General features: G+C 38.6%; 15 protein-coding genes and 3 tRNA genes. 7 read left to right on the top strand and 11 right to left on the bottom strand.

Features of this window, described 5'->3' with window-relative positions; all coding sequences use genetic code 11:
* Positions 1-32: 32 nt before the first annotated feature.
* Entirely contained in the window at positions 33-3,140 is a 3,108-nt protein-coding gene (locus AC1M9C_RS04135; RefSeq protein ID WP_035266948.1) for a multidrug efflux RND transporter permease subunit, read from the bottom strand.
* Positions 3,141-3,467: 327 nt separating this feature from the next.
* Here AC1M9C_RS04135 and AC1M9C_RS04130 point away from each other — a divergent pair, with 327 nt between their 5' ends.
* Positions 3,468-4,697, top strand: a complete 1,230-nt coding sequence (locus tag AC1M9C_RS04130) for a hypothetical protein (protein WP_481953263.1) — start codon at positions 3,468-3,470, stop codon at positions 4,695-4,697.
* A gap of 35 nt (positions 4,698-4,732) precedes the next feature.
* On the opposite strand, the gene AC1M9C_RS04125 is transcribed toward AC1M9C_RS04130, so the two are convergent.
* From AC1M9C_RS04125 to AC1M9C_RS04105, 5 genes are all read right to left on the bottom strand, one after another.
* Complete coding sequence (locus tag AC1M9C_RS04125) at positions 4,733-5,902, bottom strand: LuxR C-terminal-related transcriptional regulator (RefSeq protein WP_481953262.1); 1,170 nt, start codon at positions 5,900-5,902, stop codon at positions 4,733-4,735.
* Positions 5,903-6,051: 149 nt separating this feature from the next.
* The gene (gene groL, locus AC1M9C_RS04120) at positions 6,052-7,686 is read right to left on the bottom strand and encodes a chaperonin GroEL (protein ID WP_035266940.1); all 1,635 of its coding nucleotides are present in this window, start codon (positions 7,684-7,686) and stop codon (positions 6,052-6,054) included.
* Between the two features lie 69 nt (positions 7,687-7,755).
* Positions 7,756-8,046, bottom strand: a complete 291-nt coding sequence (locus tag AC1M9C_RS04115; protein ID WP_004810787.1) for a co-chaperone GroES — start codon at positions 8,044-8,046, stop codon at positions 7,756-7,758.
* A gap of 169 nt (positions 8,047-8,215) precedes the next feature.
* Positions 8,216-8,992: a metallophosphoesterase family protein gene (locus AC1M9C_RS04110; protein ID WP_035266935.1), complete on the bottom strand. Its 777-nt coding sequence runs from the start codon at positions 8,990-8,992 to the stop codon at positions 8,216-8,218.
* Positions 8,989-9,912 carry a diacylglycerol/lipid kinase family protein gene (locus AC1M9C_RS04105; RefSeq protein ID WP_035266932.1) on the bottom strand — a complete coding sequence of 308 codons (924 nt, stop codon included), beginning with the start codon at positions 9,910-9,912 and terminating at the stop codon, positions 8,989-8,991. The genes AC1M9C_RS04110 and AC1M9C_RS04105 overlap by 4 nt, the downstream gene beginning before the upstream one ends.
* A 407-nt stretch (positions 9,913-10,319) precedes the next feature.
* Here AC1M9C_RS04105 and AC1M9C_RS04100 point away from each other — a divergent pair, with 407 nt between their 5' ends.
* Together AC1M9C_RS04100 and AC1M9C_RS04095 are read left to right on the top strand one after the other, a co-directional pair.
* On the top strand, positions 10,320-12,149 hold the full coding sequence (locus tag AC1M9C_RS04100; protein WP_481953261.1) for a phosphoenolpyruvate carboxykinase (GTP): 1,830 nt from the start codon (positions 10,320-10,322) through the stop codon (positions 12,147-12,149).
* Positions 12,150-12,292: 143 nt separating this feature from the next.
* On the top strand, positions 12,293-12,724 hold the full coding sequence (locus AC1M9C_RS04095) for a hypothetical protein (RefSeq protein ID WP_481607128.1): 432 nt from the start codon (positions 12,293-12,295) through the stop codon (positions 12,722-12,724).
* 11 nt (positions 12,725-12,735) lie between these two features.
* On the opposite strand, the gene AC1M9C_RS04090 is transcribed toward AC1M9C_RS04095, so the two are convergent.
* Positions 12,736-13,416, bottom strand: coding sequence for a class I SAM-dependent methyltransferase (locus tag AC1M9C_RS04090; RefSeq protein ID WP_179998521.1), 681 nt, complete (start codon positions 13,414-13,416; stop codon positions 12,736-12,738).
* 131 nt (positions 13,417-13,547) lie between these two features.
* Positions 13,548-14,396: a bifunctional methylenetetrahydrofolate dehydrogenase/methenyltetrahydrofolate cyclohydrolase FolD gene (gene folD / locus AC1M9C_RS04085; RefSeq protein ID WP_481953260.1), complete on the bottom strand. Its 849-nt coding sequence runs from the start codon at positions 14,394-14,396 to the stop codon at positions 13,548-13,550.
* A 153-nt stretch (positions 14,397-14,549) separates the two neighbouring features.
* On the opposite strand from folD, the gene AC1M9C_RS04080 reads away from it, so the two are divergent.
* From AC1M9C_RS04080 to AC1M9C_RS04070, 3 genes are all read left to right on the top strand, one after another.
* Positions 14,550-14,623: transfer RNA gene (locus tag AC1M9C_RS04080), tRNA-Cys, on the top strand.
* Positions 14,624-14,632: 9 nt separating this feature from the next.
* A tRNA-Leu gene (locus AC1M9C_RS04075) sits at positions 14,633-14,718 on the top strand.
* A gap of 119 nt (positions 14,719-14,837) precedes the next feature.
* Positions 14,838-15,569 carry a hypothetical protein gene (locus AC1M9C_RS04070; protein ID WP_035266957.1) on the top strand — a complete coding sequence of 244 codons (732 nt, stop codon included), beginning with the start codon at positions 14,838-14,840 and terminating at the stop codon, positions 15,567-15,569.
* An 8-nt stretch (positions 15,570-15,577) separates the two neighbouring features.
* Here the strand turns inward: AC1M9C_RS04070 and AC1M9C_RS04065 are convergent, their stop codons facing one another.
* On the bottom strand, positions 15,578-17,341 hold the full coding sequence (locus tag AC1M9C_RS04065) for an alkaline phosphatase D family protein (RefSeq protein ID WP_481953259.1): 1,764 nt from the start codon (positions 17,339-17,341) through the stop codon (positions 15,578-15,580).
* A gap of 217 nt (positions 17,342-17,558) precedes the next feature.
* On the opposite strand from AC1M9C_RS04065, the gene AC1M9C_RS04060 reads away from it, so the two are divergent.
* Positions 17,559-17,644: transfer RNA gene (locus tag AC1M9C_RS04060), tRNA-Leu, on the top strand.
* A gap of 108 nt (positions 17,645-17,752) precedes the next feature.
* On the opposite strand, the gene AC1M9C_RS04055 is transcribed toward AC1M9C_RS04060, so the two are convergent.
* Entirely contained in the window at positions 17,753-18,064 is a 312-nt protein-coding gene (locus AC1M9C_RS04055) for a DUF5713 family protein (RefSeq protein WP_035266912.1), read from the bottom strand.
* A 162-nt stretch (positions 18,065-18,226) separates the two neighbouring features.
* Positions 18,227-19,081, bottom strand: coding sequence for a dihydropteroate synthase (gene folP, locus AC1M9C_RS04050; RefSeq protein ID WP_481953258.1), 855 nt, complete (start codon positions 19,079-19,081; stop codon positions 18,227-18,229).
* Between the last annotated feature and the right edge of the window lie 50 nt (positions 19,082-19,131).

Genomic DNA, 19,131 nt, shown 5'->3' with positions numbered 1-19,131 from the left:
AGTACCATACTCGCTGTACTGCGGATACCATATTAAGTTTCAGATGCTGATTTTGATTTATATTTGAAAATATTCCGAACGATAACAAACATAAAGGGAATAAAGACTAGAACTAAAATTGTGCCGAAAATTACCCCACCAAGGACACTTACACCAATTTCTTGACGACTGGCAGCACCAGCACCTGAAGCAAATACCAAAGGTATAACCCCTGCACCAAAAGCAAGCGAGGTCATTATAATTGGACGTAAGCGCAAACTTGCACCTTGTAAAGCAGCAGCAATCGCGTTAGCTCCACGCTCCTGAGCGATTGCCGCAAATTCAACAATTAAGATGGCATTTTTACATGACAACCCAATCGTCGTAAGTAACGCAATTTGGAAGTAGATATCGTTTGGAAATCCGACCAACCAACTAAAAATAATATTACCGCCAATACCCAATGGAATAGCAGCAATCACAACAGAAGGTATCGACCAACTTTCATATAAGGCAGCTAAACATAGAAAGATAAAGCCAACAGAGATGAGATAAAGCCAAATGGCTTGTGTACTCGATTGTTGCTCTTGAAACGATAATCCACTCCACGCTAGCCCAACCCCGTCCAATTGATCAACCATAGACTTGATATCACGCATTGCAGCACCACTGCTCACATTTTTTGCAGTGTCAGCTTCCATTTGTAGCGCGGAATAACCTTGGAAACGAGTCACCACATCAGGGCCTCCATCCCAATCCACAGTGGCAAAATTACCAAATGAAATCATTTGATTTTGATTGTTTCGTACAGACCATAAATTGAGATCTTCAGGCTTTGAACGATACTCGGCATCACCCTGCATCATGACGCGTTTAATACGTCCGCGATCAATAAAGTCGTTCACATAGGAACCACCCCAAGCTGCAGCCAAAGTGCTATTAATCGCAGATTGTGAAAGACCATTCGCCATCACTAATTTTTGATTGATATTCACTTTCAATTTGGCTTTATCTGGATTAGAGCGTTTGCCCAAATTTTCAAAAGTTGTGAAGTTGATTGCCTGTCGCTCTAGCGCTTGAAATTGATCTTCTAAATACTGTCGTCCTTGTCCATTTAAATCTTGCAGCCAAAACTCGATACCGTTGGTATCGCCAAGACCACTTACAGAACCTGGTAAGCTCACCATAATCCGAGCGCGACTGTCTTTTCTAAAGAACTCCATCGCTCGTTCACGAATGGCTTGTGCAGAGTTTGCCTCGCCCGGACGATCATCCCAATGATGTAATGCTACAAATCCTGTTCCTAAATTTTGACCCGTTCCTGAAAAATTTCGTCCATAACGAATTTGAACCAACCTAACATTCTGTTTTTCTTGTTCAAGAAAATACTCTCGAATACTTTCACCAACAAGCTGACTTTCTGTCATAGGTGCGCCTTCAGGTAAACTGAATTGGACACTGATAAAACCTTGATCTTCACTTGGAATAAAGCTGGTTGGAAGCGACTTATAAAACAAAGCAAAAATCACAATTAACCCAGCAAAACTGGTTAAAACGATCCATTTTAGTGACAGGCTTTTTTCAACCCACTTTAGATAATGCAATCGTAATGATTCCATTTTTGCGTTAAACCATTTCGCCCATTTTGCTTCTTTTTGTTTGGGTTTAAGAATAATCGCACACAATGCAGGTGTGAGAATTAACGCGACCAACAATGACAGTGACATGGCTGCGATCAAGGTAATTGAAAACTGACGGTATATAACCCCTGTCGATCCTGTAAAAAAAGCCATCGGAATAAATACTGCTGTTAGCACCACTGTAATTCCAATTAAAGCCCCCGTCATCTCTTGCATAGATAAGATGGACGCTTGCTTTGCAGATAGCCCCTTTTCATGCATCAAACGTTCGACATTTTCGACCACCACAATTGCATCATCTACAAGTAATCCAATCGCAAGAACTAATGCAAAAAGTGTCAACGTATTGATGGTCATTCCAAGTGCAAATAAGACGGCGAAAGTGCCCAAAATAACAATTGGAACCGTGACCGTTGGAATAAGTGTTGCGCGCCAGCTTTGTAAAAAGATAAACATGACCAACACAACCAAGATAATGGCTTCAACTAAGGTCTTTACAACTTCTTTAATGGACTCTTGAACAAACGGCGTGTTATCTCGTGGGTATACGATTTGGTAGCCTTCAGGAAGTTTTTTCTTAATGTCCTCAAGCACTTCTTTAATTTTAGCTGAGGTTGCCAAAGCATTTGCACCAGATGACATTGAAACAGCCAAGCCTGCTGAAGGTGATCCATTAATGGTATTAAAAGCTTGATAATTTTCAGCACCTAACTCAACGCGCGCCACATCTTTTAAATAAATAAAACTTCCATCAGGGGTCGCTTTGACAATGATATTTTTAAATTCATCGACTGTTCTTAGTCGTGATCCAGCGGTAACTTTTGCATTAAGATACTGGTCTGCTACTGTTGGTAAATCTCCAATTCCACCCGCAGCAACTTGTGTATTTTGTGCTTCAATTGCAGCACGAATATCACTAGGCATCAACTGATATTGTTTTAGTAAATTCGGATCTAACCAAATACGCATGGCATATTGAGAGCCAAAAACATCAACCTCACCAACACCTTCTACACGCGCAATTTCTGGCTCAATGTGATCAGCCAAATAATCTGACAACGCAATATTGTTACTTTGGTTCGTTGTGTCATATAACCCCACCACCATAAAGGTGTCACCTAAGGATTTATAGACATTGACCCCTTGACGTTGCACATCTTCAGGCAAACGATTGATCACGCCATTAATGCTATTTTGAACTTGGACTTGTGCTGTGTCTGGATCAGTTCCATTTTCAAAACTTAAACTAATTCGACTATTTCCAGATGCATTACTGGTAGAGCTAAAATAAAGTAAGTTATCAATTCCTTTAATTTGTTGTTCTATGACCTGTGTGACACTTTCCTCAACTGTTTCGGCATCAGCTCCTGTGTAAGTTGCTGATACAGTAATTCTTGGCGGAGCAATATCTGGATAGCGTTCTACCGGTAAGCTCATCACCGCAAATATACCAATTGCCATGACAATAATCGCAAGTACGCCAGCAAAAATAGGTCGTTCAATAAAGAACTTAGATAACATAGTCGTTAAGCCGTCAAAAGAATTCTAGAAAGTGTTTTCATTAAAATATATAAAAATTTAATTGATATTCAGTGACTATGAATAAAAAAACAAGAACTAATAACAGAAACGATCAACATTGATTGAATTAAGAAGAAAATATGAAGCCTCCATCATGAACCGCTTATCTGATCCTTCAAATAAAATATGCGCAATTTCTCAAAAGTAAAAAACTTCTAAAATTACGCAGCATTAATGCCATCACCCCCTCCCAATTTGAGGATAGTCATATTCAATTTTTTAAAACTATATTCGAGGTACAAAAATACGAATGATTTGGGGGAAATGATGAAAAAAGCTCTTCTAACACTAGCGCTCAGTACCTGTTTAGCAGCTTGTGGTGGTTCGGATAAATCCGCAAAAAATGATGATCAGATTAAAATAGGAATACTGACTGACAGCCCAGTAGCAGGTGCGACGTATATCGTGAATGGCAATAATGACAATGCGAAGAAAACCAATGCAAATGGGGAATTTGAATATCGAGATGGAGATGTCATTACATTTAAAATTGGTGATATCGAAATTGGTACTGTACAAGGCTTAGCTCGTGTGACACCGAATGATCTCGTGAATGAAGATTTAAATGCAGATGAACGTAACAAGAGAATTATCAATCTGCTGATTTTTTTACAATCATTGGATATCGATGAGGATAAAGAGACCATACAAATCCCAGATGATGTTTCAAATCTCTCGCCAACATCGATTGATTTCAGTAATGCGACAAGTGATTTTAGAGAGCGACTTCAAGGTCAAATTATCAATATTCCTGAAATTGCCTCCAATATAGTAGTCAGTGAAGAGCAAGCTAAAGAACATTTTAGCGGCTCAATGCTCAAAGACATTCAAGGCGTATGGTATGCAAAAAATGATGAGTCTGAAATTGTGTTATTTATTGGAGAGAATGGCGAATATATGCTGGGTGAACCAATCCCGAACGAGCCTAATAGTTCTTCAAATGGCATGGAATACGCCAAGATTAATCTAGATGCCTTGAGTGGTAGCTTTTATACTTCTTCCATAAATAGTACTACGCCTGCGATTGATACCAATGAAGATTGGGGACTTCTCGATGATGGGGAATCACGTTCATTAAGGCTATCTTTTAATGGTTCTAAACTCAAAATTTTTGATGATGATAATCTTGATGAAAGTGCAGAGTTTACGCGAGTTCCTCGAAATAATAGTGGAATTGTAGGCGCATGGCAGTCCTCAAGTGGTAAACAAATTTTCGTATTTAATTCTAATAACACTTTCATTATGGTAGATGCTATTGGCGATGATCAACCAGATCCATATGACGGACCTTGTGGTGGCCCTGGTATTGAGTATGGTCGTTATCAATTACGCGACAACAAGCTCTTTGTTACCACGCCCCTCAGCATTGATACAAATGGTTGTGCTGGATTATCCGATACAGACGCGCATTTAGGCTTACCATTACAAATTTCTACTCAAAGTTTAAGCTTTACCGTAGCAGATGAAGGCACATTTACACTGACCAGAATGAATTAATTTTATCCCCCTTCAACATCTTCGTTAAAGGGGGATTATTCAATGTGCTGAAAAGCATCAATAAATTCGATCAAAATCCGCATCATTTCAGCTTGTGAGGAGCATCCTAACTTCTGATAAATCGTTTTCAGATATGTCCGCAGCGAACTCAGCGTAATCCCACATTTCAAAGCAATATTTTCAAGATGCTGATCGTCCATAAAATGCTGACAAATTTCAATTTCTCGAGCTGTCAGTTGAAATGTTGACTTCAGTAATGTTTTAGACAAGCGTTTTTGATCCTGCATTTTTGATAAGAATAATGCAATTTGATTATTGTCTAAGATCATTGAATCTGACAGCACCTTAAGTGGTGAGACTGTGATTAAGTACGATGATTGATGTCCATCACTGTATAATTGCATTGCACCCCCAACTTGATCTTGATCAAGCCTCTCTAATGAATGACACTCATTCTTTTTGAATGTGCTCTGCACCAATTTCTTTAATTGAGTATTATAAGGTTCGATGATTTTTAATCTATTATGCAAATCTATTTCAATCATACTCGTATCATTCAAACAATCCTTCGCATACTGATTCACAAATCTAACTTCTAAATCAGATTGAATGATGAGTACACCCACATTCAACTTATCTAAAATTTCGGTGTAATTACTTCTATCATGTTGAAGATGCTTAATTTGTCGATGAATTTGAATTGCTCTTCTAAAGTGTTTTGCGAGTCTTTCTAAACTTTGTAATTCAGCAGCATCATAAGCAACTGCATCTGATGGTCGATGTACCGCAAGTACGCCCCATTTATATTTTCCATACTCTAGCAATACCCCACTGAGATAACAGATGTTTGAAGGAACTAAACAATATTCATAAAAGCTTTTCAAATCCCCATTATCTGTTTCAGCATATGATCGACAATCAATTTGATAGGCATGCTCTAATCCATAGATATTCATTAACTCACCATGAATACGCATGTCTACGACATCTAAGTTATACGTTTGATAATTTTGAATTCCATCAATCGGGATATTAATGGTGTAAATAAAATTTTGTTCGGGCCGAAGCTGATCAAAGTAAGTAAAGATCGCCGTTGAACTCTGTGTAAATTCCACGACCTGTTTTAAAACATTTTCCCAGTGATGTGGCTTTAAGGCAGCCTCATAAATTTCTTCTATGATTTGATTTTCTTGAACAGTTAACATCATCACCCCCAATCATGGTGTTAATGTTCCTTTAGATTAGCGCTCTACTAGGCTTTTATTCAATATTTACAATAGTATTCAAATATTTATCAGACAGATGACAAAAAAATCCCCGCTTAATGCGGGGATTTTTTAGGCTGTGGGATGAATTACATCATACCGCCCATACCACCCATACCGCCCATGTCAGGCATAGCTGGTTTATCTTCTGGGATCTCTGTAATCATGCACTCAGTTGTTAACATTAAGCCCGCAACAGATGCAGCATGTTCAAGAGCAGAACGAGTTACTTTCGCTGGATCAAGGATACCCATCTCTAGCATATCGCCATATTCACCAGTCGCAGCGTTATAACCAAAGTTGCCTTCGCCATTTTTAACTGCATTGATCACTACAGATGGTTCGTCACCTGCATTAGATACGATTTGACGAAGTGGCGCTTCAATCGCACGACGAAGGATGTTGATACCTACGTTTTGATCATCGTTAATACCCGTTACACCATCCAGTGCTTTAGCTGCACGTACTAATGCAACACCACCACCCGCAACAACACCTTCTTCAACAGCAGCACGAGTTGCATGAAGAGCATCGTCTACACGATCTTTCTTCTCTTTCATTTCAACTTCAGTTGCAGCACCGATTTTAATCACTGCTACACCGCCAGCTAATTTAGCAACACGCTCTTGAAGTTTTTCTTTGTCGTATTCTGAAGTTGATTCTTCGATTTGCGCACGAATTTGTTGAACACGCTCAGCAATTTGATTCGCATCGCCTGCACCATCAACAATCACTGTGTTTTCTTTAGATACAGTCACTTTGTGTGCAGTACCTAAATGTTCAAGTGTTGTTTGATCTAACTGCATACCGATTTCTTCAGAAATCACAGTACCACCAGTTAAGATCGCGATATCTTGAAGCATTGCTTTACGACGATCACCGAAGCCTGGTGCTTTAACAGCACATACTTTGATGATGCCACGCATGTTGTTTACAACAAGCGTTGCAAGTGCCTCACCTTCGACATCTTCAGCGATGATAAGAAGTGGTTTACCTGTTTTCGCAACTGCCTCAAGAACAGTAATCAACTCACGAATGTTGCTTACTTTCTTATCAACAAGAAGGATAAATGGGTTTTCCAATTCAGCAGTCAATGTATCTTGTTTGTTTGCGAAGTATGGAGAGATATAACCACGGTCAAACTGCATACCCTCTACAACATCTAGAGAATCTTCAAAGCCTGAACCTTCTTCAACAGTGATTACACCTTCTTTACCCACTTTTTCCATCGCTTGAGCGATCAGTGAACCAACAGTCGTATCAGAGTTCGCAGAAATCGAACCAACTTGTTCAATCGCTTTAGAATCAGATGCTGGTTTAGCCGTTGCTTTAATATCTGCAACAACAGCTTTAACTGCAATATCAATACCGCGTTTCAAGTCCATTGGGTTCATACCCGCAGTTACTGACTTGATCCCTTCGTTCAAAATTGCTTGAGCTAAAACAGTTGCCGTTGTAGTACCGTCACCTGCGATGTCATTTGTTTTAGAAGAAACTTCACGAACAAGTTGAGCACCCATGTTTTCAAACTTGTCTTTTAATGTTATTTCTTTCGCTACAGAAACACCATCTTTAGTGATGTGTGGCGCACCGAATGAACGATCGATAACAACGTTACGGCCTTTAGGACCAAGTGTAACTTTAACCGCATCTGCAAGGATATTCACACCTGCGATCATTTTTGTGCGAGCTGAATCACCAAACTTAACGTCTTTAGCTGACATATTTGACTCCGAATATTATTAAAATTACTAAATCTGATTGATTAAATGAGTAGTATTAAAAAGAATCAATTAGCCTTCTAAAACAGCTAAAATATCTGACTCTTTCATGATTAATAGTTCTTCGCCATCTACTTTCACAGTTGTTCCTGCATAAGTACCAAACAATACCTTGTCACCTACTTTTACATCTAAAGCGCGAACGCCATTGTCAGTGATCTGACCATTACCAACTGCAATAATTTCACCTTGAGCAGGTTTTTCTGCAGCAGAACCTGGCAATAAAATGCCGCCAGCTGTTTTTGTTTCTTCTTCAACACGACGAATTACTACACGGTCATGTAATGGACGAATGTTGCTCATAAAAATACTCCATCAGACTAAGTCTTTTGATTAATAGTCGTGATCTTAATTTCCTTAGATCACCACCAAAATTATTTGATGTCACTTTTGTGGGGATGGAAAAAATTGCTTCAAGGGGAAAATGAAAAAAAATTTAATTTTTTGTATTTTTTTTAGGCATTTCGATAGTTTAGCCTTCATTCCGATTTGCAACTAAATAAAATTTCTTGAATCTCGAATCAAAGCGATATTCACGCACCTTCAGTTTTTCATCAATTAGATTAAAACTATTAGAAAAGTCATGATGTAAACGATGTGACGTAGCGGTACCTGCATGAATATCCAATATTGGATGTTGAGCATTAAGTTGGAAAATCTTATTCAGATCATAAACAGCAGATACATGTAAATGACCATGTAGAATTGCATTCAACCCTGAGCTTGCCCATGTCTTTAGGGCTTTTTCAGTATTTTTAGGACGATCTTTAGACATATTTATACCATGATCACCACTATAGAAAGGTTGATGCGTAAGCAGAATTTTTAATTTATCTTGAGGAGCCAATTTCATTTTTTGATTAATTTCCTGAATTTGAAACTCAGTAATACGACCTTTCGTATGATACTTAGGATGAATTGTATTGATTCCTATAATATAAAAATGCTCAGTCTCTAAGGTCTGTTCCATTTCACCAAAAAACAACTTATACCGATGAAACGGACTTAAAAATCTGCGCCATAAATGAAACAAAGGAATATCGTGATTACCCGGAATCACAATATAAGGAACATTAAGTTCTTCTAGAAATTTTTTGCAGTGATAAAACTGTGAAAATCTTGCCCTTTGAGTGAGATCACCACTGACCACAATAGCTTCGATCAAATGTTCTGCAACAAAGTGAGCAATTGCATCTAAACAGTCTTGTTGCTCAGTTCCAAAATGCAAATCAGACAAATGTAAAATCATTGTGGCACCATCAAGGTCAGTGCATTTCTTTCAACATGAATATCTAATGGTGAATCCAGTTGAATAATTTCTCCATCGATTGCTACTGTCATTTTTTTTTGATGAGAACGTATACGCACATGATCCGCACTGAAACTATATACGTCTGCTGCCTGATCTAATTTTCCACGAACGAGTTGGATGAGTGTTTTAAAAATACTCAGCTTATCCGTGCGAGCAAGTACAACTCCCGCAACCCGACCCTCTTCTGCCGTTTTAGCGATATTGAGGTTCATTTCTTTTAATTGAAGTTGGTTATTGCCTAAAAATAATAAAGGGGTTTTAACTGCATAATTTACACCATCCACCTCAATTTCTAACTTTAATTCTTTACGATCACGAATCAACACATCTAAGCCAGAAGTATAGGCATGTAATGGCAGACGCCCTAGTTTTTGGTTATATAACTCTCTTTTTTTAATAAACAATGGATAAAGACCCAAACTCGCATTATTTAGATAAATAGCATCATTAATTTTTGCCACATGCACTGCTTTAGGCTTACCTTCAACCACCAGTTTTGCAGCTTCGAGAATATCTAAAGGAATATTTAAAACCCGTGCAACATAATTGAATGTGCCTAAAGGTAAAATTGCCAAAGGGATGGTTTGATGTAATAAATAATTAGCCACAGAATTTAACGTTCCATCTCCCCCGGCAACCACAATTACCCCCTGATTATCATGATTTAAATGTCGAAGATGAACTTTTTCGATGAGTGCTTGAATACTCATTTCTGATGCAATATCAAAAACTTGTATTTCAAAACCTAGATCTGTCCAATAACGCATGAGTTGCTCATAAATTTGATCATTATTGGTGGCATGAAATCCAGATTTTTCATTAAAAATCATAGACAAAGGCTTAAGCATTGAATTCATTTTATGGCTTTAAAAATTGAATTACTTTAAAATTTCGTCTATTTACTACTCAATTAAAAGCCAATTTATGTAATTTTTAAATGACGTTCATTTGATTTTTCGATGATGAGAATTGATCTCAAAATTCAACCAAACTATTGTTTAATATAAATATTTTAACTAAAAATACTAAACATAAAAATTAAACATGAAAAAGAAATCATTCATTTTTAAAAAAAATATATAATGATTACATGCACTTAATACCATCAAAGTCTTAAGCGGTATTTCAGCCTTTGGTCTTATTTTTTTTATGAAAATATGCTTTAATACAGCCACTTTTTTTTCATACTGAATCTAGAGTCTGCAAACCAGCATCTAGATATTATTTGTACACCACATTGTACACTTTTGATATAGGCCTCACCATGACCCAAGTGAACGCACCAGAATTCGTTCGTCACCCTAAGCTTATTGCTTGGGTGGAAGAGATTGCTAAACTAACAAAACCAGCAAAAATTGAATGGTGTGACGGTAGCGCAGAAGAATATCAACGTTATATCGACTTGATGATCGCTAACGGCACAATGCAAGCGCTTAACCAAGAAAAGCACCCTGGTTCATATCTTGCAAACTCTGATCCTTCTGACGTTGCTCGAGTTGAAGACCGTACTTTTATCTGCTCTGAAAACAAAGAAGATGCTGGCGCAACTAACAACTGGGAAGCTCCAGCTGTTATGCGTGAAAAATTAAACGGTTTATTTGACGGTTCTATGAAAGGTCGTACTTTGTACGTTGTACCTTTCTCTATGGGTCCTTTAGGTTCTCATATTGCTCACATTGGTATCGAACTTACTGACTCTCCTTATGTTGCAGTCAGCATGTCTAAAATGGCTCGCATGGGTAAAGCTGTTTATGACGTTCTAGGTACTGATGGCGAATTTGTTCCATGTGTACACACTGTAGGTGCACCATTGGAAGAAGGTCAAAAAGACGTTGCTTGGCCTTGCAACAAAGAAAAATACATCGTGCATTACCCAGAAACTCGTGAAATTTGGTCATTCGGTTCTGGTTACGGCGGTAACGCATTGCTTGGTAAAAAATGCTTAGCATTACGTATCGCATCATTCATGGGTCGTCAACAAGGCTGGTTAGCTGAACACATGCTCATCCTTGGTGTGACAAATCCACAAGGTGAAAAACACTACATCGCAGCTGCATTCCCATCTGCTTGTGGTAAAACAAACTTTGCAATGTTAATTCCACCAGCAGGTTATGAAGGTTGGAAAATTGAAACTGTAGGTGACGATATTGCTTGGATCAAACCAGGTGAAGATGGTCGCTTATATGCAATCAACCCTGAAGCAGGTTTCTTCGGTGTAGCGCCTGGTACTAACACGAAGACGAACCCGAACTGTATGGCTACGCTTCATAAAGACGTGATCTATACAAACGTTGCTGTGACTGACAACGGTGAAGTATGGTGGGAAGGTCTTTCTAAAGAAGCGCCTGCTAACCTAACTAACTGGAAAGGTCAACCACACACTGGTGAAGAAAAAGCGGCTCATCCAAATGCGCGTTTCACAGTTTCAGCTGGTCAATGCCCTTCTATTGATGCTGACTGGGAAAATCCAGCAGGTGTTCCAATCTCTGCGTTCATCTTTGGTGGTCGCCGTGCGGACACAGTGCCTCTAATTTCAGAAGCATTTGACTGGGTTGACGGTGTTTATAAAGCTGCAACGATGGGCTCTGAAACAACTGCTGCTGCTGTTGGTCAACAAGGTATTGTTCGTCGCGATCCATTTGCGATGCTTCCATTTGCTGGCTACAACATGGCTGACTACTTCACGCATTGGTTAGAAATGGGTGAGAAAGTTGGCGAGAAAGCTGCAGCTGCTGGTAACAAGCTTCCTGGTATTTACAATGTGAACTGGTTCCGTCGTGATGCTGAAGGCAACTTTGTATGGCCTGGTTTCGGTCAAAACATGCGTGTTCTTGAGTGGATTATCGATCGCTGTGAAGGTCGTGCTGACGCTGTTGAAACTCCAATTGGTCGTGTTCCAACATACGAACAGTTGAACTGGACTGGTTCTGACTTTACGAAAGAACAATTTGACCTTGTGACTTCTCAAGACAAAGATCAATGGATCAAAGAACTTGAAAGCCACACTGAATTATTCAACAAACTTGGTGATCATTTACCAGAAGCGTTGAAAAAACGTCAAGCTGAGCTTTTAGAAGCGGTTAAATCTGCTTAAGCATGATGAGAAAAAAGGTCACTTCGGTGACCTTTTTTTTACTTCAAACAAACTGAATAAAGTGTATTTAGTAACGTTTATTAGTACTAATAAGTTGTCACACTTATGGCATACTGATTTAAACAGCTTATTAGGATCGAATAATGAAAAAAATAGAAATGATTGGCTCTTGTTTAATCGCCCTTATGCTTACAGCCTGTCAATCTGTTCCGCGACAGCACAATGGAGCTACAGGATATCAAATTGAAAATAAATCAGAGAATTCTGCCACTATTTCGTATACCCTCTCTGCACGTGCCAACCAAAATATTGATGAACACAAATTGCAACGCACTTGCCAACAAGTTTTAGGACATACTCAACAATACAAAACCACTATTTTGAGTGTAAATGAAATTGCTAATCCCAATTATAAAACTCAAGAAACTCAACAAGTTCAAATTGGTCAATCACAAACATCATTCGGACTCTCAAACACTCAAAGCCTATACAGCAATGAAGACTACAATACACGTCTTTCTTTAGAAACTAAGCCTAGTCTCTTACAAGTCGTTCGCTTTAACTGCACACTCTAAACTTAGGACACTCAATGTACTTCATTGAGTGTCTTATAAAAACTGACATTTCTAAATTCAGGTGATTCATCTAAGTCTGGCCATGTAGTTGCACTGCGCTCATCAAGCTTTTCATATTTCGGATGACTAAAGTTTTTCACACGACTATCCGCCACCCATACCTCGGGTGCAAATTTTAAAAACTCATCTAAGAAGAAACGGTTGCACTGATCATATAACACATCAGCCGCCAACAAGATATCAACTTGCTCAGCTTTATATAAGTCATCCAAATATTCAAGCTCAACATCATTCAATTCAGCATTGGCACGACACGCATCCAAACTAACTTGATCAATGTCACAACAAATGACACGTTTTGCCCCAGCCATTTTCGCCGCAATCGCAACTACGCCTGAACCTGCGCCAAAGTCTAAAACCACTTTGTCTTTCACATGATGCGGTTCAGCCAATAACCATTGTGACATTGCTAAACCTGATGCCCAACAGAAAATCCAATATGGAGTATCATTCCAAATTCGACGAATAACTTCATCATCTAGCTTATCGGTTGGAAAAACGGGTGGAATGAGCCAAAGTGAAATTGGTGTATCAGGCAATTGCTGTGCATGAAGTTCACAATGTGGAATCACATCATGTAAGGCTTTTAGTAAATGTTCAGGCGCTTTAGGAAATTGGAAAGTACAGCTCATTTAGATTCTTTTAATTGGTATTTATATCTTTCAGGAATCTTCCCTAACCCTCTTTAGAAAAAAAAGGCACTTCAATTTTAGATTTGAAGTTTATCCCCTACTGTGAAAAAGGAGGGTTAGGGAGGATTAAATTAACCTAGTGCTTTCTCAGCCGCTTCTACAGTTTGACGAATCAACGTTGTGATTGTCATTGGACCTACACCACCCGGTACTGGTGTGTAAGCTGAAGCAATATCTTCAATACCAACAAGTTGAATATCGCCCACACCACCGCCATCACGTGGATGGAAACCAGCATCAACAACTACTGCACCAGGTTTAATCCAATCTTTTTGAATCAATTCAGCTTTACCCACTGCACCCACAATGATATCCGCTTGCTTCACAAAGCTAGCAAGGTCTTGTGTTCGAGAGTGACAAATCGTTACAGTAGCATTCGCCTCGAGAAGCATAGCTGCCATTGGTTTACCCAAAATTGCAGAACGACCTACAACAACCGCATGCTTACCTGCGATTTCGACGTTGTTTTCTTTCAGAATCGTCATAATACCTGCAGGTGTCGCAGAACCGTAAGCCGCTTCACCCATTGCCATACGACCATAACCAAGGCAAGTAACACCATCCACATCTTTTTCAAGTGAGATCGCATCAAAACACGCTCGCTCATCAATTTGCGCAGGTACTGGATGTTGTAAAAGAATACCGTGAACATCAGGATTTGCATTGAGTTTTTCAATTTCAGCAAGCAATTGTTCTGTCGTAGTTTCTTTTGGTAGTTCAACTTTAAGTGAATCCATACCAACACGGCGGCATGCATTACCCTTCATACGCACATAAGTTGCAGATGCACCATCGTCACCTACTAAAATCGTCGCAAGAATTGGAGTACGTCCTGATTTTGCTTTTAACGCTTCTACGCGAGTTAACAAATCAGCCTCAATTTGTTTTGCCAATGCACGACCATCTAAAACTAATGCCACGGCACATCTCCCAAGTGTTGATATGAATCAATTTCGCACATTCTACATGAATATTTTAAATAATTTCCGTTATATGCTGTTTTTCTGCACATACGAATAAAAGCACTATTGTTTTTTTTTCAGAGCTTGTTAATATACGCATCAACAAGACATGGCGGGGTGGCAGAGTGGTCATGCAGCGGACTGCAACTCCGTGTACGCCGGTTCGATTCCGACCTCCGCCTCCATCTTGTTAAGCCCGAGTGGTGAAATCGGTAGACACAGGGGATTTAAAATCCCCCGCCCACAAAGCGTGCCAGTTCGAGTCTGGCCTCGGGCACCATTCTTCCAATACAGAATAATGGTGTAAATAAAGAACCCAGCGTAAGCTGGTTTTTTTATGTCTGCATTTTCTTTAAACTCATCTGCTATAATCACTCATCTTCAGAATTTCATATTCAAATGAATCAAAATCAGCAAGTTGCTCAATATCTTCAAGAACTAAAACAACAATATCCTCAAGCGTTTAAAAAAAACTTCTTGCTCTATAGTCAGTTAAAGACCAAAGGGATTCTAGATGAGCGTAAAGAACTGATCCCGCTTGCACTTGCATTAATGATTTTCCTTCCTTGCTCATATTTGTTAACCCTTTTGCTTAAACAACACATTATTTTTTTAGAAGGCTTTCAATCTGGTGGGAGTGCTGTTTTGTGTATCATGTTATTTTTTATGCTGATTACGCCAATCATCCTCAAACAGATCAAGCACAGTAGTATCTCAACTTACCAGCAACTTAAAAATACCCCATTCAAACTGACCATCCTCATTCTTTTACAAAGTTTAAATATCGCTTTTATGGAAAGTTGGTTCTTACAGGGAATTTTGTTTTATTTCGCTATGAATTTTGGTTTCGTTAAATTTTATAAAGAGAATTTATTCCGAGAAAATACTTCGAAAGAAAACTATTACTACATTCAAGAAATTCGTAGAGCGGCTTTCTGGAGTTATAAACAAAATTTTAAGCTTTACTTAAAACTAATCTTTTCATCGAAAAACTCAAAGCAGCATCAATTACTGATTGAACAAAAACAAAAAAATGCGCAACTTTATGTTCATTTGATGAACTATGAAAACAAATTGTGTATGCGCTACAAGCATACCGATATTGAAAAATATATCGATAGCATTATGTAGCGCTACGATCAACTTGCTTGCTGCATTACTTTAATTATATTCAAATTGGTATCATATGTGGTCGAGTGCAATCTCAGTTGATCAACTTGATACTCCTGTGAATGAATATCTGTTAAAAACAACCAATCTGCACTCAATTGCGTAGAATCAAAGCTCAATTTTAAATAGCCTCGTTGATTCAAATTACAAAAGCTTAATTCATCAATCAATTGGATAAACACTTGTTCAAATTGTTGCATTAAGTTCTCAGGTAAATTGAGATATTTCTCCATACCTGGTGAAGAAACTGAACTTGTTGCTAATTCAATCCCCACCTTCTCACCATTTTGTTGATGTAATGCAGACTCCCACGCATTATGGGTATCTCCAGCCAACACAACAACTTTCTTCTGATACTGCTCATACAAAGCATAAACACGCTCACGCTCAGCATAATAACCATCCCAAGCGTCTAAATTATAAGGAATCACGGTTAGGATTCTTAATAATTCAGCGTCAGTTAAGCTCGGGTCACTATTTTTATAACGCAATTTAATCGCGACCAACTCCATCAGACGTTTTTGAGCTTCTATTAAAAAGTTGTCATCTACCATTCCACTTTTGGCGACATTTAATATTTGTAATACCTCAGCAGGTACCAACATTTTCGCCATCAATACTTGCTGACCCAGTACATTCCATATTGCACGAGAGCTCTGCAGACTATTCGCCAACCAGTTTAACTGATCTATCCCTATTAGCTGTCGCTGCTCATTCAATAACGCCGCTCTAAATTGCTCAACATTTAGATTTTCACCATCCATAAATGAAGCAAAAGCCAGTTGCTCATCACGTGCCAACATACGTGTATCTAGCATATTAAGTTGAACTAAATCACCAAAATTAAACTGACGATAAATATGAAGAATATCATTTTTGCTTTTTTCGCGAATTGGCATCCATTCAAAATAAGCGGTTAGGGCTGCTGTTCTTCGTACTACGAAATCCCCCTCTAGATCAGGTTGATGATTCTGCGCACCAGCTCGCCATGCATCATTTGTCAGCTCATGATCATCCCAAATCAGAATAAATGGATGACGTTGATGAACCGCTTGTAAATCAGGATCTGTTCGATATTTTGCATAACGTTTTCGATAATCTTCTAGACGGTAAATCTCGTTTTGATTATCCACATCGAGTGTTCTACCAAGCTTTTCAGCTTGTTCAGTTGCATACCCATCTTTGCCATATTCGTAAATATAGTCGCCCAGATGCAGCACAGCATCCACGTCCTGCTTCGTAATTTCACGGTACACATAAAAATAACCAGCTGGATAATTTGAGCATGAGCATACGGCAAAGTTAACCGCATTGGTCTTGGTTGCTAAGGTCTTCGTACGACCAATTGGAGAATGTATCTGCCCATATTTAAATCGGTAATAATAGCGAGTATCGGCACTCAAATTAAGCACATCGACTTTCAAGCAAAAGTCTTTTGCACCAGAGGTCTTAATTCTCCCCATCTGCACGATATTCGAAAAATTCTCATCAATTGCAATTTCCCAATCTAACTCATATGTTGCCGTCACATCTGTAGGTGTTATTCGCGACCAAAGAATTATTCGATCCTGTAATGGATCTCCACTCGCCACTCCATGCAAAAATTCAACTTTATGCTCATTGCTGGTTTGACCATCGCCATTACATGCTGTAATCGAAACAGGCAGTGAAATCGCACCAAATCCAGCCAATGAGTTTTTAATTAATGCGCGTCTTGAGATTTTATTTTTCATTTTATTTATGAATTGGCGAGTTATTTTAACTTCGAACTTAAACCGTATTTATGAAGTTAAAATTGCAATCAGATGACAATTTAATGTCCAAATATCATAAACCATTACCCCCAAAGTTATAATTTTTAATCTAATCAATGCAAGTTGATTGAAAAGAAAGCAATTAATGTGATTTTCTCTTGCCAAGCTTAAAAGTGTCCTCTATTATTGCGCACATGCCCGAGTGGTGAAATCGGTAGACACAGGGGATTTAAAATCCCCCGCCCTCAAAGCGTGCCAGTTCGAGTCTGGCCTCGGGCACCATTCTTCTAATAGAGAATAATGGTGTAAATAAAGAACCCAGCGCAAGCTGGTTTTTTTATGCCTAGCGTTTAGTCACAACAATAACAACACAAAAAAATAGAGAGCGATTTACCACTCTCTATTTGAAACAAGTTCTTCCATTTCGATATCTAAGAATCCCTCTTCCTGAACGACCATCATCATTGCCTCAGCAATATAGTCTGCTGCTGCATCATCAAGAGAAGAGTCAAGATCTTCGAACTGAGGTTTCATCTCATTAATTTCCGCCACAATATCATTGGCGATTTGATAAATCTCAGCATCGGAATTCACCTTAGATACCTTCTTTGAGAATTTTTCAATGAGTTGCTGAATTTCAGCCACGAGAATATCAGGATAATATTCATCGTCGAACATCGGGAGAAGTACATCATTCAACATATTAAAGCTCAAGTAATAGCATTAACAAAAACCGAGCTTATATAACACAAGCTAGACATTAAACCAACAATAAAAACGAGGAGTAATTCTCACTTTGAGTCAAAGTATAATTAAGCCAATATTTTCATTGATGATTTTAACTGCCCTAAATCACCCTTTAATTTAACTGACACTATTCATTGCTGTCCAAATTTGTATAGCTTGCACCATTTCTTTTACATCATGTGCTCTGACCATACATGCTCCTTGCTGTATGCTTAACAGATGCCCCGTCACCGAACCCACTGCACGTTCATGGGCAGGTACACCACCTAAAGCTTCACCAATAAATCGCTTACGAGATAATGCGGAAAGTATTGGATATCCCAACTCATTTAATTTATACAACTCTTTTAATAATTTCAGGTTTTGATGTGCATTTTTTGCAAATCCAAAACCCGGATCAATCATGATATTTTCAGGTTTAATTCCCGCATTTAATGCTGCATCTAATCGAGTTTGCAATTCTAAAATCACATCTAAAGTAATATCATCATATTGATCCAACTGGTTCATTGTGGTTGGCTCACCACGCATATGCATGATAATGACTGGAATATCTAATTCCGCAGCTGTTTCTAAAGCATGTGGCTTTGTTAATGCTCTGACATCATTCCAAATATGCGCTCCAGCTTTAACCGCCTTTTTAATCACTTCTGGTTGAGAAGTGTCGATTGAGATCACTACATTCAATTTTGACAACGCTTCAACGACCGGAACTACACGATCTACTTCATCCTGAACATCAACAGCAGATGCGCCAGGGCGAGTTGACTCACCACCTACATCAATAACACTCGCCCCTTCAGTAATCATTTGCTTTGCTCTCTCTAGTGCCGCCTCTACACTATTGTGTTTACCACCATCACTAAACGAATCTGGCGTTACATTTAACACACCCATTACATGAGGCTTTGACAAATCAAGTTCCAATGCACCACATTTAAGAATCTGATTAGGTAAAGAGATAAGTTTCATACTGATGTCCCTAGAAAATCCATTTACATGATATCAAGTAAAATTTAAAC

The organism is Acinetobacter sp. 24-47-39 (assembly GCF_056783825.1).
The sequence above is the reverse complement of the archived record's forward strand: the minus strand, read 5'-3'. Positions and strand labels throughout refer to the sequence as shown.